General features: G+C 70.8%; 14 protein-coding genes. 2 read left to right on the forward strand and 12 right to left on the reverse strand.

The window, feature by feature from the left end; genetic code table 11:
* Positions 1–10 precede the first annotated feature (10 nt).
* The 4 genes from CYQ11_RS09065 to CYQ11_RS09080 all read right to left on the reverse strand — a co-directional run bounded on the left by CYQ11_RS09065 (position 11) and on the right by CYQ11_RS09080 (position 5233).
* A complete protein-coding gene (locus CYQ11_RS09065; protein ID WP_099200685.1) occupies positions 11–676 on the reverse strand; it encodes an O-methyltransferase in 666 nt (221 codons plus the stop codon).
* Between the two features lie 65 nt (positions 677–741).
* Positions 742–1557 carry an HAD family hydrolase gene (locus CYQ11_RS09070; protein ID WP_099200684.1) on the reverse strand — a complete coding sequence of 272 codons (816 nt, stop codon included), beginning with the start codon at positions 1555–1557 and terminating at the stop codon, positions 742–744.
* Complete coding sequence (locus CYQ11_RS09075; RefSeq protein ID WP_099200683.1) at positions 1554–4067, reverse strand: phosphoribosyltransferase; 2514 nt, start codon at positions 4065–4067, stop codon at positions 1554–1556. Before CYQ11_RS09075 ends, CYQ11_RS09070 begins: the two co-directional genes overlap by 4 nt.
* Positions 4064–5233 carry an HpcH/HpaI aldolase/citrate lyase family protein gene (locus CYQ11_RS09080; protein ID WP_099200682.1) on the reverse strand — a complete coding sequence of 390 codons (1170 nt, stop codon included), beginning with the start codon at positions 5231–5233 and terminating at the stop codon, positions 4064–4066. The genes CYQ11_RS09075 and CYQ11_RS09080 overlap by 4 nt, the downstream gene beginning before the upstream one ends.
* A 208-nt stretch (positions 5234–5441) precedes the next feature.
* Between CYQ11_RS09080 and CYQ11_RS09085 the strand changes: the two genes are divergently transcribed.
* Positions 5442–6407: a TerD family protein gene (locus CYQ11_RS09085; RefSeq protein ID WP_099200681.1), complete on the forward strand. Its 966-nt coding sequence runs from the start codon at positions 5442–5444 to the stop codon at positions 6405–6407.
* A gap of 31 nt (positions 6408–6438) precedes the next feature.
* Here CYQ11_RS09085 and CYQ11_RS09090 read toward each other — a convergent pair whose 3' ends face one another.
* The 6 genes from CYQ11_RS09090 to CYQ11_RS09115 form a co-directional block, all read right to left on the reverse strand.
* A complete protein-coding gene (locus CYQ11_RS09090) occupies positions 6439–7185 on the reverse strand; it encodes a TerD family protein (RefSeq protein ID WP_099200680.1) in 747 nt (248 codons plus the stop codon).
* Positions 7186–7284: 99 nt separating this feature from the next.
* The gene (locus tag CYQ11_RS09095; RefSeq protein WP_099200679.1) at positions 7285–8427 is read right to left on the reverse strand and encodes a DUF475 domain-containing protein; all 1143 of its coding nucleotides are present in this window, start codon (positions 8425–8427) and stop codon (positions 7285–7287) included.
* Between the two features lie 48 nt (positions 8428–8475).
* Positions 8476–9051 (reverse strand): TerD family protein, encoded by a 576-nt coding sequence (locus CYQ11_RS09100; RefSeq protein ID WP_099200678.1) that lies wholly within the window; start codon positions 9049–9051, stop codon positions 8476–8478.
* A gap of 101 nt (positions 9052–9152) precedes the next feature.
* Positions 9153–9728, reverse strand: a complete 576-nt coding sequence (locus CYQ11_RS09105; RefSeq protein WP_099200677.1) for a TerD family protein — start codon at positions 9726–9728, stop codon at positions 9153–9155.
* A gap of 178 nt (positions 9729–9906) precedes the next feature.
* On the reverse strand, positions 9907–10365 hold the full coding sequence (locus CYQ11_RS09110) for a peroxiredoxin (RefSeq protein ID WP_099200676.1): 459 nt from the start codon (positions 10363–10365) through the stop codon (positions 9907–9909).
* Between the two features lie 202 nt (positions 10366–10567).
* On the reverse strand, positions 10568–11005 hold the full coding sequence (locus tag CYQ11_RS09115) for a DUF3052 domain-containing protein (protein WP_099200675.1): 438 nt from the start codon (positions 11003–11005) through the stop codon (positions 10568–10570).
* A gap of 483 nt (positions 11006–11488) precedes the next feature.
* On the opposite strand from CYQ11_RS09115, the gene aceE reads away from it, so the two are divergent.
* On the forward strand, positions 11489–14221 hold the full coding sequence (gene aceE / locus CYQ11_RS09125; protein ID WP_099200674.1) for a pyruvate dehydrogenase (acetyl-transferring), homodimeric type: 2733 nt from the start codon (positions 11489–11491) through the stop codon (positions 14219–14221).
* A 73-nt stretch (positions 14222–14294) separates the two neighbouring features.
* On the opposite strand, the gene CYQ11_RS09130 is transcribed toward aceE, so the two are convergent.
* Together CYQ11_RS09130 and CYQ11_RS09135 are read right to left on the reverse strand one after the other, a co-directional pair.
* Positions 14295–14669, reverse strand: a complete 375-nt coding sequence (locus CYQ11_RS09130; protein ID WP_099200673.1) for a peptidase inhibitor family I36 protein — start codon at positions 14667–14669, stop codon at positions 14295–14297.
* Positions 14670–14849: 180 nt separating this feature from the next.
* The gene (locus CYQ11_RS09135) at positions 14850–16448 is read right to left on the reverse strand and encodes an MFS transporter (RefSeq protein WP_099200672.1); all 1599 of its coding nucleotides are present in this window, start codon (positions 16446–16448) and stop codon (positions 14850–14852) included.
* Positions 16449–16516 lie beyond the last annotated feature (68 nt).

Genomic DNA, 16516 nt, shown 5'->3' on the forward strand with positions numbered 1-16516 from the left:
ACGCCCGTCCTCAGGCCACGCGGCGCGCCAGCGTCAGGCCGTCCGCGACCGTGAGCATCACCGACTCCATCCGCTTGTCCGCGGCCACGTGCTCGTTGAACACCCGGACGTGCGCGCCCGGGCCGCTCGTCACGGACGGATCGGCGGCCTGGCCCATGAAGAGGACGTTGTCCGCCACGATCAGGCCGCCGGGCCGCAGCCGCGGCACGAGTTCCTCCCAGTAGTCGACGTAGCCGTCCTTGTTCGCGTCGAGGAAGGCGAGGTCGACGTGCGGTTCGGCGGGCAGGGCCCGCAGCGAGTCCAGGGCGGGGGCGATGCGCAGGTCGATGCGGTCGGCGACGCCCGCCCGGGCCCACGCCTCGCGGGCGTGGGCCGTCCACTCCTCGGAGATGTCCAGGGCGATCAGCCGGCCGCCGGCGGGCAGCGCCTGTGCCATGGCCAGGGCGGACAGCCCCGTGAAGGTGCCCACCTCCACCACGTGCCGGGCGCCGGTGAGCCGCACGAGGAAGGCCAGGAGCGGGGCCTGCTCCTGGGCCACCTGTTTGATCGCGTGGTCCGGGAACAGCTCCCGGGTCGACGCGACCAGGGCGCGCTGCACGGGGTCGAGGGGCGGGTTGTGGGCGAGTACGTACGCGTAGAGCTCGGGGGTGAGCGGAGCGCTCTTGATCTCGGGCACGCGTTCTCCTCAGCGAGGACGGCAGAGACGATGCGGGCACGACACTACGTCCAGGAGACGGCCCGTTACGAGAGCGCGGCCGCCGTGAACGCCTCGATGATCTCCTCTCCCGCCGCCACTCCCCGGGTCTGAAGGGCGGTGACGTGCGGCGCGCTCCAGCCGACGTCCGCCAGCTCGCCGTGGCCCGGCCGCCAGGCCCGGTCCGCGGCCAGCAGCAGGTCGGCGTCGAGCAGCGAGTCGCCGGCGGCGAGCGTCCGGCCGGCGCCGGTGCGGCGGGCGACCTCGGCCGCGGCCGCGCTCTTGGTCAGCGGCCCGGGCACGGCGTAGACCTTGCGGCCCTGGAGGGAGACCGTCCAGCCGCGGCCCGCGGCCCAGTCGGCGAGGTCCTTGACCCACGCCTCGGGCAGCAGCGGCCGGTCGACGACGAGGTAGGCGAAGAGGTCCGCCGCCGTGCGCCGCTTGAGCAGCCACGCCGGGTCGGCAGTGCGCACCAGGCGCTCCTCGACCTCCGCCAGCGGTGCGCACTCGGCGGCCAGCCGTCGGCGCACCACCGCCCGCCAGTGCGGGTCCGGCTCCCCGTCGACGAGCAGCTCGCCGCCGTTGGCGCAGATCGCGAACCGGGGCGCCGGGCCGGGCAGCCGGACCCGGGCGTACTGCTCGGGGGTGCGGGTGGTCGTGGGCACGAACGTGGCCGTGCGGGCCAGTGCGGCCAGGCCGGCCGCCGCGGCCTCCGTCATGTAGGACAGCGGCTTGTGCTCGTAGGTCTCCACGCACAGCAGCCGGGGGGACTGCGCGTCCGGCATCGACAGGGCGAGCGCGGCGGTGGAGTAGATGAGGGTGCGGTCGAGGTCGCTGGTGACGAGGGTGGGGGCCGTGGTCACCGCGACGCCACCGCCTTGCCGTCGGCGCCCGTCGCGGCGCGGGTGTAGCGGGGGTGAATCAGGCCGACGCAGCTGTACGGCAGCCCGTCGACCTCCTCGACCGGTACGCCGCGCTGCTCGGCCAGCAGCCGCACGTGGGCCAGGTCGGCGCCGGCGCCCCGCTGGGCGAGGATCTTCCAGGGGACGCGCCGCAGCAGGACGCGGGTGGTCTCGCCGACGCCCGGCTTGACGAGGTTGACGTCGTCGATGCCGTGGGCGGCGGCGATGCGCTCGACCGCCGCCCAGCCCGCCCAGGTGGGCGTGCGGTCGGCCGCCGCCAGCTCCTTGACGTCGGCGGCGACGTCGGGCTCGGCCTCGGCGAACCGGGCCGTGACGGCGTCGAGGAAGGAGCGCGAGACGTCCGCGCCGGCCAGCTCGCGGTAGAACTTGGCGCCGTGGAAGTCCTGCGGCCCGACCAGGTCGTCGCGCAGCACCGTCCGCGATATCAGGCCGGAGACGGTGGAGTTGAGGCACGCGGAGGGGATGAGGAAGTCGTCGCGCGTGCCGTACGTCTCCACGCAGTGGCCGGGGTCGGCGAGGACGGCCATGCGCGGGTCGAAGCCCTCGAAGTCCGCGAGGGCGTCGGCCAGTTCACGGGTGATGGCGCCCTTGCCCGTCCAGCCGTCGACGAAGACGACGTCGGCCGGGTCGTGGTGGGCGGCCAGCCAGCGCAGGGCGTTGCGGTCGATGCCGCGGCCGCGCACGATGGAGACGGCGTAGTGCGGCAGGTCCAGTCCGTGCGCGTGGCGCGCCCAGCGGCGCATGAGCACGCCCACGGGCGTTCCGGCGCGGGCCAGGGAGACCAGCACCGGGCGGGGCGACCGCTCGGCCAGCACGGTCTCGGTGACCGTGCCGACGGCGCGGGCGATGCGGGTGGCCGACGCGTCGAGGGCGGAGCGGTAGAGCTGCTGGTAGCGCTCGCTGGGCTGGTACTCGACGGGCAGGGACTCCGCGTAGTGCGCCCCGCCGCTCTGGATGGCCTCCTCGCGCTCCTCGGTGGGCGCTTCGAGCTCCACGGCGGAAAGGTCTTGCAGCAGCCAGCCGACGTCCTCGGGCTCGTAGGAGGAGAACGCGGGTCCGCGCAGCGGTTCGGGCATGGGGGAAGCAGCCTCGGGGGGTACGTAGGAGGGGATGACGGCGAGCAGCACGTGGGGTGTGTGCGCGCCGAGCACGTCCAGCAGGCCGCCGGGGGCGTGCAGTTCGGGGGTGTCGCCGGTGGAGTCGACGACGGTGACGATGGCGTCGAAGCGGCCGTCGGCGACGTTGTAGGCGTACCGCTCGCCGGGGCCGTCGGCGGGCGCGTCGTGCGCCGGGAAGGTGATCCGTGAGCGGATCGCGTAGCCGGGATCGTCGACGGGGAGGACGGGGGAACGGGTGGTGGTGGAGAACCGGACCTCGGCGAGGGCCGGTTCGAGCGCCCGGGCGATGCGCAGGGGGGCGTACATCAGCTCCTCGTTGCCGAGGACGAGCACGCGGGAGGCGTCCTGCGGGAGGGCTGCGCGGACGCGGGCCGCCATCTGCGGGAGCGCGGCGTCCAGTCGCGCGCGGTGAGCGGGCGTGAAGCCGTGGCGGCCGCCGTCGGGGAGGCCCGCGGGCCAGTCGAGCTCCACGCGGTTCGGCACCGCCGGGCCCCTCCACCGTGGCCGGTCGCCGTCGCGGCCGAGACGGTCCGTGCCCGTCGCCGTTTCCCGGGGCTGCGCCCCGGACCCGTGGGCGGGACCGGGGAGACCGTCCCCGCCGCGACGGCGACCGGCCTCCGCCTCGTACCGGGCGACGAGCTCGCGCCCCCGCTCCAGCACCCCCTCCGGGAGCGACACCGTCCCCGTGGCCAGCGCCACGAGGTCCACGCGCGCGCCCAGCTCCGCCGCGAACTCCGTCAGTCGTCCCCGGTCCCGGGCGCCGCGCATGTCGACCAGCGCCACCACCACGTACCGCTCGCGCGGGAAGCGCGCGTGGAGCGCGGCGATGGTGTTCAGGACCGTGCGGCCCGTCGAGAACTCGTCGTCGACGAGGACCAGCGGCCCGTCGCCGGCCAGGAGGGCGGGGTCCTCGGGCAGCAGCAGGTGCGACGTGGCGTGGCTGTGTTCCTCCTCGAAGCCGCCCACGGGGGCGACCCCCGCCACGGCGCGCCGCGTCGAGTGGAGGTACGGCGCGAGGCCGAGGCCGTCCGCGACCGCGTGGCCGAGGCCCGTGGCGGTCTCGGCGTAGCCGAGCACCACGGCGCGGGCGGCGGCCCCCTCCCCGAGCAGGGCCCGTACGCGGCGGCCGAGGTCCGCGCCCGTCCCGTACACCGTGGAGGGCCGCTGCGGCACGTGCTTGCCCAGCACGTTGGACACGAGCAGGTGCGCCCGCTTGGGGTTGCGCCGCAGCGCCAGGCCCAGCAGCTCCGTCAGGCGGGCGTCACCCTCCAGCCCCACGCCCAGCCGGTCCGCGACCCACTGTCCCGACCAGACCACTCCACCACTCCTCATACGTTCTGCAACCCCGCCGCCAGCAGTTCCACGAAGCTCACATCTTCCCGCGCCACCCCGAAGACCTCCGCGCGCAGCATGGTCCGCTCGGCCCAGGCGCGGTGCGGCTTCACCTCGTTCATCTTGTTCGTGTAGGCGGAGCGCAGCACTCCACCACCGTCCCTTTCCGGTCGCAGGATGTCCTCCGCGTCGCTGAACTCCTCGTGGCTGACGACCGAGAGGGCGTGCACGGGCGCGACGTGGGAGGGGTGGATGCAGGTCTTGCCCTGGAGGCCGTTGGCGCGGTCGAGCTGGATCTCACGGAGGAGGCCGTCCAGGTCGTGCTCGATGAGCGCGGTGCGCAGCGCCTCGGCGGGTCCGGCGAAGGGGCTGCGCCGCAGCTGGGGCTTGAACATCCGCTCGGGCTGCGGGAAGTACTCCCAGACGGGGCCGGTGACGGTGAAGCCGCTGCCGTCGGCGCGGCCGAGCACGTTGACGACGTCGGCGATGACGGAGGCGACGAGCTTGACGTCGTAGGCGGTCATGTCGGGCGCCCGGCGCAGCCCGTAGGCGGAGCAGAAGTCGGTGACGCCGAGCCGCAGGGCGAGGACGCGGTCGCGGTACTTGTCGACGGCGCGGGCGATGCCGGCCAGGGTCTCGGTGCGGGTCTCCAGGTGGAGCAGTTCGGGCGATTCGAGGACGGGCATGGCGAAGAGCCTCCGTCCGCAGCCGGCTTCGGCGCCGGCCAGCGCCTCCAGGAACGGAAGGCCGCGGTCCTCGGTGAACTTGGGCAGCACGAATCCGGAGAGGAGCCGCACGTGGGGGCCCAGTCGCCGGACGAGGTCGGTGATCTGGCGGGGTTCGCGGACTCTGACGAAGAGCAGCGGGAGCCCTTCGGCCGTGCCGCCCGCGGCCAGCTCGGCGAACTGCCGGACGAGGTTCTCCTCCGCGCCGGCGACCTCGGCGTCGCTGATGGAGTCCTCCAGGCACAGCACCATGGAGACCACGCCGCGCCGGGCCTGCTTGCGGACGTCCCGGGCGAGCGTGCCGCGCGTGGCGGGGCTGTAGAGCGTGGCGCCCAGGGCGACGGCGAGCGTACGGGCGGGGGAGCCGGCGTCGAACTCACCCGGCTCCCGGTGGAACAGCCCACTCCGCACCGCAGGCGCAAGGTGTCCGAAATGCCTCATAGTTCTCCCCGAATCCCGCGGCCTGGCCGCCTTCGTTCCGGTCCACCCGGCAGGAAAGCGTGGCCGATTATCGTACGTCCGGGGGCGGGTCAAGAGTTCCCCAAAGCCGTTAAAAACTCATGACCGCCAGGGATCGATCCGGTAAGCGAGGAGCGGCCGGGGCCCCCTGCGTTGTCCGGGGCCCGCACGGGAAGGCAGGATTGCGGACATGACGCACGCCATGCTCAAGGGGTCGAACATCCCGCTGAACGCCCGCACCGTACGGGCCGTACTGCGCTGGACGCCGGGCCCTGGCATCCCCGACGTGGACGCCTCCGCCCTGCTGCTGGGCGACGGGGGCCGCGTGCGCTCGGACGAGGACTTCGTCTTCTACAACCAGCCCCGGCACCCCTCCGGCCTCGTCCGGCACCTGCTGAAGAAACGGCAGCTGGAGGGGATGACCGACACGGTCGAGGCCGAGCTGGGCGCCCTCGACGCGTCCGTGGCCCGCGTCGTGATCGCCGCCTCGGCGGACGGCGGCCCCTTCGGGCTCGTGCGGGACCTGTGCGTGCTGCTCTACGACGCCGAGCAGGTCTCCGCCGCGGTGGCCGGGGGCACCGGGGCGGCCGGCCCCACGCCCCTCGCCCGCTTCGACGTCCAGCCGGAGACCGGCGACGAGACCGCCATGCTCTGCGGCGAGCTCTACCGGCGCGGGGACGGCTGGAAGTTCCGCGCGCTCGGCCAGGGCTACGCCTCGGGGCTGGTCGGCCTGGCCACGGAGTTCGGCATCACGGTCGAGGAGGGCGACGGCACGGACGGCGCGCGGGACGCGGACGGCGTGAGCGCCTCCCCCGAGGCCCCCGCGGCTCCCGAGCCCGTCCCCGACCCGGCCGTCCCCGCCGACGAGCCCGTGACCGTCGCCACGTCCCCCGTGGCGGCCCCGGGCACCGGGCACGGCGGCTACCCGCCGCCGCCCCCCATGCCGCCCGTGATCCCCCCGCAGCCGTCCTACGGCTATCCCCCCTACCCCTCGGCCCCGGCGGTCCCCGCGGCCCAGCCCGCCTACGGCTATCCCCAGCAGCACCAGTCGAACCACTCTCCGCAGCCGTCCTACGGTTACCCGCCGCAGCGGCCTGTGCCCGACCCGGCCTTCCGGCTGCCGCCCCAGGGCCCGCAGTTCCAGCCCGGCCGCTGACCGGCCGGCCCCGCGGCGGGGCCGGCCCTCCTCAGACCCGGGTCTTGTACCCCCGGCCCCACTGCAGGCCCCAGCCGTACAGCCGGTCCAGCTCCGCCTGGAACCCGTACACGTACTTCAGCTCGCGCCGCACGACGATCTCGCCGCCCCTGTTCTCGATCAGCAGCACGGCGCAGGAGCGGGCCTCCGGCGCGCGCTCGTGGAGCTCGACCTCCAGCCGGGGGCCGTTGCCCGGGTAGAGCGTCACCATCGCGTGCGTACGGTCGAACGCGGGGGTGCCGTCATAGATGTAGACGAAGATCAGCAGACGCTTGAACTCGTCGCGGTGGTCCATGTTGATGTAGATCGTCTCGCCCGACCCCGACCCGAAGCGGTCGTCACCGCTCAGCTGAACATACGGCGGCGAGTTGATGCTGCCCAGTATGTTGCCGAGGGGCTGCACTACGCCCTTGGACCCGTCCTGGAGCTCGTACAGACAGGCGAGGTCGAGGTCGACGTCCACCATGGCCGGTCCCTGGGCCTGGACCATCTGCGGGGTGAACTTGCGGAAGGGATGCCGGACGCCGGAGCCGAAACCGGGCTTGTCCGCGATGTCGGAGGTCCGCATCCGCCAGGAGAGGTTGACCCGCAGGTTTCCCGTGACCGCACCCTGCTTGGTCAGGGAGAACGTCGGACGGCGCTTGGTCAGTTCGACCGCGCCGCTGGCTCCGCCGGCGGCGTCGAATTGACGTGCGGCAGCCGTCCCCCAGTTGCCGAAGAGCTTGTCCCATACCGTCATCGCGAAAACCCCCACCGGACGATCCGAAACGCCGCGGGGCGGTCGTGAGGATGATCCTCACGACCGCCCCGGTCAGAGCGTTCCTCAAATGTGCCGGAGTCACACTCCGGAGGAGACCTCGGCCTTGGCTCCGGAGTCCCCGCCCGCCTCCGCCTCGCGGCGGTTGCGCCGCACCGAGGAGAGGAAGGACAGGCCGATCAGCACGATGCCGACGAGGCCGGTGACGACCTCCTTGATCTCGTACTTGATAGTGATCAGCAGGATGACGGCCAGCGCGCCGATGGCGTAGTGGGCGCCGTGCTCCAGGTAGACGTAGTCGTCCAGGGTGCCCTTGCGGACGAGGAAGACCGTGAGCGAACGGATGTACATCGCACCGATGCCCAGGCCCAGCGCCATGATGAAGATGTCGTTGGTGATGGCGAAGGCGCCGATGACGCCGTCGAAGGAGAACGACGCGTCGATGACCTCGAGGTAGAGGAACATGAAGAACGCGGCCTTGCCGGCCAGCCCGACGACCGAGCCGCCGCCGCTCTTCGCGGGCGCCTTCTCGGCCTCCTCCTCGGCCTCTTCCTCCTCCTGCTCCAGACGGTCCTCGAAGAAGCCGGACACGCCCCCGACGATCAGGTAGGTCACCAGGCCGCCGATGCCGGCGAGCAGCACCGTCGCGGCCTTGTCCACCGTGCCGTCGCCGCCGTGCACCGGCACGGCGGTGGCGAGGGTGGTGGCGGCGACGAGCAGGACGACGAGCGAGACGACCGTGGAGAGCGTGTCCAGCTTGCCCAGCCTGGCCAGCGGCTTCTCCAGCCAGTCCAGCCACTTGATGTCCCGGTCCTCGAAGATGAAGTCCAGGAAGATCATCAGCAGGAACATCCCGCCGAAGGCGGCGATGGCCGGATGCGCCGCGGTGACCAGTTCCTCGTAGCGGTCCTTGTTGTTGATCGCCAGGTCGACGGCCTCGATTGGGCCCAGCTTGGCGGTGATCGCGACGATGACGACCGGGAAGACCAGCCGCATGCCGAAGACGGCGATGAGGATGCCGACCGTCAGGAAGATCCGCTGCCAGAACGCGTTCATCTTCCGCAGGATGCCGGCGTTGATGACCGCGTTGTCGAACGAGAGCGAGATCTCCAGGACGGAGAGGATCGCGACGATCGCCAGCCCCTGCCACCCCCAGAGAACGCCGGCCAAGGCCAGTCCGGCCGCCGTGATGGCGAACGACCAACCAAAGGTTTTCAGGAGCACTGGCTACCCAATCCTTCGCTGTTCGGGTCCCTCCGCGCGGACGCGGCTTTACGAAACGTTGACCCCGAAGTCTAGGGCGATGCCTCGCAGGCCTGACGCGTACCCCTGCCCCACCGCTCGGAACTTCCACTCGCCGCCGTACCGGTAGACCTCACCGAAGATCATCGCCGTCTCGCCGGCCGCGTCCTCGCTGAGGTCGTAGCGGGCCAGCTCGCTGCCGTCGGCCTGGTTCACGACCCGGATGTAGGCGTTGCTGACCTGGCCGAAGCTCTGACCGCGGGTGTCGGCCTCGTGGATGGAGACCGGGAAGACGATCTTGTCGCAGCTGGCGGGCACCTTGGTGAGGTCCACCAGGATCGACTCGTCGTCGCCGTCGCCCTCACCGGTGAGGTTGTCGCCCGTGTGTTCGACGGATCCCTCGGGGCTCTTGAGGTTGTTGTAGAAGACGAAGTACTCGTCTCCCAGGACCCGGCCCGAGGCGCACAGCAGCGCACTGGCGTCGAGGTCGAAGGGGGCCCCCGTGGTGGAACGCGCGTCCCAGCCGAGGCCCACGGTGACGTTGGTGAGGTTCGGTGCGGCCTTGGAGAGGGAGACGTTGCCTCCCTTGGCGAGCGTTACGCCCATGATGTTGCTTCCTCCCCGAGATGACGGTGTTGCGCGGTGCGCGTCCGGCGCCGCACTCCCCCCAGGGGTGTACGGCGCCGGACCCGGTCGGTTTCGAGACGTCAGACGTTGACGCCGAAGTCCTGGGCGATCCCGCGCAGGCCCGAGGCGTAGCCCTGGCCGATGGCCCGGAACTTCCACTCGGCACCATTGCGGTAGAGCTCGCCGAAGACCATGGCGGTCTCGGTCGAGGCGTCCTCGCTGAGGTCGTAGCGGGCCAGCTCGGTGTTGTCGGCCTGGTTCACGACGCGGATGTAGGCGTTGCGCACCTGGCCGAAGCTCTGCTGGCGGCTCTCGGCCTCGTAGATGGAGACCGGGAAGACGATCTTCTGCACGTCCGCCGGCACGGCCGCCAGGTTGACCTTGATGACCTCGTCGTCGCCCTCGCCCTCACCGGTGAGGTTGTCGCCCTGGTGCTCGACGGAGCCGTCGGGGCTCTTGAGGTTGTTGAAGAAGACGAAGTTCTGGTCGTTGGCGACCTTCCCCTGGTCGTTCGTCAGCAGGGCGCTGGCGTCCAGGTCGAAGTCCGTACCGGTGGTGGTACGGGCGTCCCAGCCGAGACCGACGACGACCGCGGTCAGGTTCGGGGCCGCCTTGGTCAGCGAGACGTTGCCGCCCTTGCTGAGACTGACTCCCACGAGTCCTCCATAGGTTTCGAGGGGCCGGGCAGTGGTGACCGACCCGCGCCCCCGGTTGTGCGATGGCATCCGATCAACGGTTTGATCCTAGTGACCGGTTCCCACCGATTACAGGCTCTTGCGACGAAGGACGCCCGGATCCGGCGTCAGGGTTGCCCCAGGCGTCCCGGAAGTGCGCTCAGAGCGCGGCGAGCGCCTTGGTGTACTCGTTCAGGTCACGCGCGTCGGGCAGTCCGTTGACGATCGTCCAGCGGACGACACCCTCCTTGTCGATGATGAAGGTGCCGCGCAGGGCGCAGCCCTTCTCCTCGTCGAAGACGCCGTAGGCGCGGCTGGCCTCGCCGTGCGGCCAGAAGTCGGACAGCAGGGGGTACTCCAGACCCTCCTGCTCGGCGAAGACGCGCAGGGAGAACGGCGAGTCGTTGGAGACGGCCAGCAGCTGCACGTCGTCGTTGGCGAACTTCGGCAGCTCGTCGCGCAGGGCGCACAGCTCGCCGGTGCACACGCCGGTGAAGGCGAAGGGGTAGAAGAGCAGCACGACGTTCTTCTCACCACGGAAGTCGGAGAGCCGGACGGTCTCGCCGTGCTGGTTCTTCAGCGCGAAGTCCGGAGCCTTGTCGCCTACGGCGATTGCCATGGGGAACACCTTTCTGGTGACGGAGCCTGTCGGCGGGCCCAGTCTGTCACTGCCGTCACAGCCGCCGGGCGGCGGGTGACGGCCGGCGCGAGGGGCGGTCGCGTCCGGCGGGGCGCCCGGTACGGCACGGAAAGCGCCGCACCCCCGGCGACCGAGGTCGCCGGGGGTGCGGGAGCGTCGCGGGTGTGCCGGTCCTCGCGGACTAGCGGCGGCCGGTCTTGGCGGCCTTGGGGGTGGCGAGGCGGCTGCCGTTCCAGTCCTTGCCCACGCTGATGCTCTTGGTCTGGGAGAGGCCGGCGGTGCGGGCCGCCTCATTGATGTCGCTGGGCTCGATGTAGCCCTCGCGGCCCGTCTTGGGCGTGAGGAGGCAGATCATGCCGTCCTCTTCGAGCAGACCGATGGCATCCACCAGCGCGTCTGTGAGGTCGCCGTCCTCGTCGCGGAACCACAGCAGGACGGCGTCGGCGACATCGTCGTACTCCTCGTCGACGAGCTCCGTGCCGGTGTGTTCCTCGATGGCCTCACGGAGATCTTGCTCGGTGTCCTCGTCGAAACCGAGCTCCTGGACCACCTGTCCGGGCTGGAAACCCAGCCTGGCGGCAAGGGTCCGCTCCTCCGCGTGGTCCGCGGTCGCGCTCACGGATTGCCTCCTGTCATCTTTCGAGAAATTGTCTTGTGCTGCTCGCGTACGCAAGGCATTGGGCGTAGTCCACACGTGCCGGACGGATCGCGCAAGTACCCGGCCGTCGAGACCGCCGAAACGTTGACGAACACGACCGTCTTATGGCAACTCCAACCATCAGGCAGCAAGCGCGAGTGATTCACACCACAGGGTTCTGCCGGGTTTGCGAAGTTACTCCGTGCGATTACGGGACTCAGGTCCGAACGGCCGTACGCGGGGGACTCTCATAGGGGGCGTAAGGTTGCGATTTGGCCGCCGCAGGCGACCAACCACCGACGATTTGTCTCTTGGGTGGGGGTTACCGCCCAGTAGAGATGACGTTTCCGCCGCCGCGGTCCACGATGGGAGCCGGCGCGACTCATAAGCAAAGACCGTATTGACCCGCGTGCACAGCATCGATCATGTGCGAGCACGACACGACCAGAACAGCGAAGGAACAGCGTGGCTTCCGGATCCGATCGCAACCCGATCATCATTGGCGGTCTTCCCAGCCAGGTCCCGGACTTCGATCCCGAAGAGACCCAGGAGTGGCTCGACTCGCTCGACGCGGCTGTCGATGAGCGAGGCCGGGAACGTGCCCGCTACCTCATGCTTCGCCTGATCGAGCGGGCACGCGAGAAGCGCGTCGCCGTGCCCGAGATGCGCAGCACGGACTACGTCAACACCATCGCGACCAAGGACGAGCCGTTCTTCCCCGGCAACGAGGAGATCGAGCGCAAGGTCCTGAACGCGACCCGGTGGAACGCGGCCGTCATGGTCTCGCGCGCCCAGCGCCCGGGCATCGGCGTCGGCGGCCACATCGCCACCTTCGCCTCCTCGGCCTCCCTGTACGACGTGGGCTTCAACCACTTCTTCCGGGGCAAGGACGAGGGTGACGGCGGCGACCAGATCTTCTTCCAGGGCCACGCCTCGCCGGGCGTCTACGCCCGCGCCTTCCTGCTGGACCGACTGTCCGAGCAGCAGCTGGACGCCTTCCGCCAGGAGAAGTCGAAGGCTCCCTACGGCCTGTCCAGCTACCCGCACCCGCGGCTGATGCCGGACTTCTGGGAGTTCCCGACCGTCTCGATGGGCCTCGGCCCCCTCGGCGCGATCTACCAGGCCCGCATGAACCGCTACATGCAGGCGCGCGGCATCGCCGACACCTCCAAGTCCCACGTTTGGGCGTTCCTGGGCGACGGCGAGATGGACGAGCCCGAGTCGCTCGGCCAGCTGTCCCTGGCCGCTCGCGAGGGCCTGGACAACCTGACCTTCGTCGTCAACTGCAACCTGCAGCGCCTCGACGGCCCGGTCCGCGGCAACGGCAAGATCATGCAGGAGCTGGAGTCGCAGTTCCGCGGCGCCGGCTGGAACGTGATCAAGCTGGTCTGGGACCGCTCCTGGGACCCGCTGCTGGCCCAGGACCGCGACGGCATCCTGGTCAACAAGCTCAACAGCACCCCCGACGGCCAGTTCCAGACGTACGCCACCGAGACCGGCGCGTACATCCGTGAGCACTTCTTCGGCGACGACCAGCGTCTGCGGAAGATGGTCGAGGGCATGACCGACGACCAGATCCTGCACCTGGGCCGTGGCGGTCACGACCACAAGAAGATCTTCGCGGCCTACGCGGCGGCCAAGGCCCACAAGGGCCAGCCGACCGTGATCCTCGCGCAGACGGTCAAGGGCTGGACGCTCGGCCCGAACTTCGAGGGCCGCAACGCGACCCACCAGATGAAGAAGCTGACGGTCGAGGACCTCAAGCGCTTCCGGGACCGCCTCCACATCCCGATCGCCGACAAGGAGCTGGAGTCCGGCCTGCCGCCGTACTACCACCCGGGTCGCGACTCGGAGGAGATCCAGTACATGCACGACCGGCGCAAGTCGCTGGGCGGCTACGTGCCGACCCGCGTCGTGCGCGCCAAGCCGCTGCAGCTGCCGGGCGACAAGGCCTACGCCCCGATCAAGAAGGGCTCCGGCCAGCAGTCGATCGCCACCACGATGGCGTTCGTCCGTCTGCTGAAGGACCTCATGCGGGACAAGGAGATCGGCAAGCGCTTCGTGCCGATCGCCCCCGACGAGTACCGCACCTTCGGCATGGACTCGCTGTTCCCGTCGGCGAAGATCTACAACCCGCTGGGCCAGCAGTACGAGGCCGTGGACCGCGAGCTGCTGCTCGCGTACAAGGAGTCCCCGACCGGTCAGATGCTGCACGACGGCATCTCCGAGGCGGGCTGCACCGCGTCGCTGATCGCCGCGGGCTCCGCGTACGCCACGCACGGCGAGCCGCTGATCCCGATCTACGTCTTCTACTCGATGTTCGGGTTCCAGCGCACGGGTGACCAGTTCTGGCAGATGGCCGACCAGCTGGCCCGAGGCTTCGTCCTCGGCGCCACCGCCGGTCGCACCACCCTGACGGGTGAGGGCCTGCAGCACGCCGACGGCCACTCGCACCTGCTGGCCTCGACCAACCCGGGCGTCGTCGCGTACGACCCGGCGTTCGGCTACGAGATCGCGCACATCGTCCAGGACGGTCTGCGGCGTATGTACGGTGAGAACGCGGAGGACATCTTCTACTACCTCACCGTCTACAACGAGCCTATCCAGCACCCGGCCGAGCCGGAGAACGTGGACGCCGAGGGCATCCTCAAGGGTCTGTACCGCTACAAGGCGGCCGAGGCCGGCGCCGTCCCGGCGCAGATCCTCGCCTCCGGCGTGGCCGTGCCGTGGGCCCTGGAGGCCCAGCGCATCCTCGCCGAGGAGTGGAACGTCAAGGCGGACGTCTGGTCGGCGACCTCCTGGAACGAGCTGCGCCGCGACGCCATCGAGGTGGAGGAGCACAACCTGCTCCACCCGGAGGAGGAGCAGCGCGTCCCGTACGTGACGAAGAAGCTCGCCGGCGCCGAGGGCCCGAAGGTCGCCGTGTCCGACTGGATGCGCGCGGTTCCGGACCAGATCGCCCGCTGGGTGCCCGGCTCGTACCAGTCGCTCGGTGCGGACGGCTTCGGCTTCGCGGACACGCGGGGCGCGGCCCGTCGCTTCTTCCACATCGACGCGCAGTCGATCGTCCTGGGCGTGCTCACCGAGCTCGCCAAGGAGGGCAAGATCGACCGTTCGGCCCTGAAGCAGGCCATCGACCGCTACCAGCTCCTGGACGTGGCCGCGGCCGACCCGGGCGCGGCCGGCGGCGACGCCTGATCCCGTCCGGATCACCCCGTTCGAAGGGGCGGCCCCCCACCTCGTGGAGGTGGGGGGCCGCCCCTTTTTCCGCTCAGCTCTCCCAGACCTTGTACGCGCGCACCACGTAGGGCGACTCCGGGACCCAGGTCCCCGAGGGGTAGGTGGCGAACTCGCCGGTCTCGGCGCAGGTGGCGCTCTGGTACGTCGTCACGGGCCGGCCCGTGCGGTTGGCGAAGGACGCCGCCGTGGTGCCGGCGGGCAGGGTGACGCAGCTCTCGATCTCGATGCCGGCGAGCTCGCTGGTGGCCCGCTCGCCCCGGAAGCCCGCCTTGGGCCAGACGCACAGTTGCCCCGCCGAGCACTCGCCCCGGCGTTTGTCCGGGGCGGCGCTGGCCGTGGGCGCGGCCGCGCAGGCCAGGACGGTGGCGAGGCCGAGGACCAGCGCGGTGGTACGGGTCGTACGCATATGGGTTCCTCCCCCAGTCCGGCGTCGGATCCGACGGTGGATCCGACGGTGCGACGAGTCTTGCCGCGCAAGATCGACGCTGCCAAGGGCGCGGGTCCGGCCATGCCCTGATAGGGGAAGGCGGCCGAAAACGGGGGCGGTACCGAGGTACCGCCGCCGTCGGGCCGTGGGAGACAAGGGTCAGAGGTGCGCCGCGCCGGCGCCGGCCTCCGCGTTCTCACCCCGCTTGGTGAACAGGGCGACGACCGCGGCGAAGACGGCGACGCATCCGGCGATGGTGAAGGCCTGGTTCATGCCGGACATGAAGGTGTCGTGCGCGATGGAAGTGATCTTCTCGGCCACCTGGGGCGGCGCGTGCGGCGGCACCGGGGCGACGCCGAGCTGGACGGCGTCCTTGGCCCCGTCCAGTTGCTCCGGCGCGAGCGGCGGCAGTCCCGCCGCCGTCCACTTCTCCGGCAGCAGGTGGTCCACCCGCGAGGCCACCACGGCGCCGAGGACGGCCGTCCCCAGCGAGCCGCCGACCTGCATGGCGCCCTGCTGGAGGCCGCCCGCCACACCGGCGTGCGCCAGCGGGGCGTTGCCGACGATGACCTCGGTGGCACCCACCATGACCGGCGCGAGGCCGATGCCGAGCAGCGCGAACCACACGGACATGCGCCCCGTGCTCGTGTCCACGTCCAGGGTGGCCATGCCGAAGCAGGCGACCGCGGTGGAAACCATGCCGCCGACCAGGGGGACACGCGGGCCGAACCTGGTGATGAGCGCGCCCGCGACGGGCGAGGCCACGATCATCATGCCGGTGAGGGGCAGCAGGTGGAGGCCGGCGTCGACGGGGGCCATGCCGTGGACGTTCTGCAGGTAGAAGGTGACGAAGAAGACGCCGCCGATGAAGGCGAACGCCATCAGCACCATCAGGACCGTGCCGGCGGACAGCGGCAGCGACCGGAAGAGGCTGAGCGGCAGCAGCGGCTCGCGCGTCCTGGCCTGCCAGAGGGCGAAGAGGACGAAGCACACGGCGGAGGCGCCCAGGAAGGCCAGGGTCTTCCCGCTGCCCCAGTGCCAGTCGGCCACCTTGATCAGTGCCCAGATGACGCAGAACATCGCGGCCGAGAGCAGCCCGATGCCCAGGAGGTCGAAGGAGCGGGGGGCGTTCTCGGCGCGGTGGTCACGCAGGATCACCAGGCCGAGGACAAGCGCGAGGGCGCCGATCGGCAGGTTGATGAAGAACACCGACTGCCAGTTGACGTGCTCGACGAGCAGCCCGCCGACGATCGGCCCGCCGGCCGTCGACGCGCCGATGACCATGCCCCATAAGCCGATGGCCATGTTGAGCTTCTCGGCCGGGAAGGTGGCGCGCAGCACGGCGAGGGCGGCGGGCATGAGGAGCGCGCCGAACAGGCCCTGGAGCACCCGGAAGGTGACGATCAGCGACACGCTGCCGGACAGGGCGATGAGCCCGGAGGACAGGGCGAAGCCGGTGGTGCCGATGAGGAAGATCGGCCGGTGGCCGAAGCGGTCGCCGAGCTTGCCGGCGGTGATCAGGGCGACGGCGAGGGCGAGGAGGTAGGCGTTGGTGATCCATTGGACGTCGGCGAGCGAGGCGCCCAGGTCCTTCTGGATGGCGGGGTTGGCGATGGCGACGATCGTGCCGTCGAGCGCGACCATCATCACGCCGATCGCGACGGTCACGAGTGTCAGCCAGGGGTGGCCCCGCAGGCCCTTGGCGGGTCCGGGGTCATCCGGCGGCGTCGCCTCGGCGACGGTGGTCTCAAACGTCATGCACCGAGATTATGGCAGTCTCTGTCAATTGACAATCCACTTCAACCGTCATGATCTGCCAGACCGGC

Source organism: Streptomyces cinnamoneus (assembly GCF_002939475.1).
GTDB lineage: Bacteria > Actinomycetota > Actinomycetes > Streptomycetales > Streptomycetaceae > Streptomyces > Streptomyces cinnamoneus_A.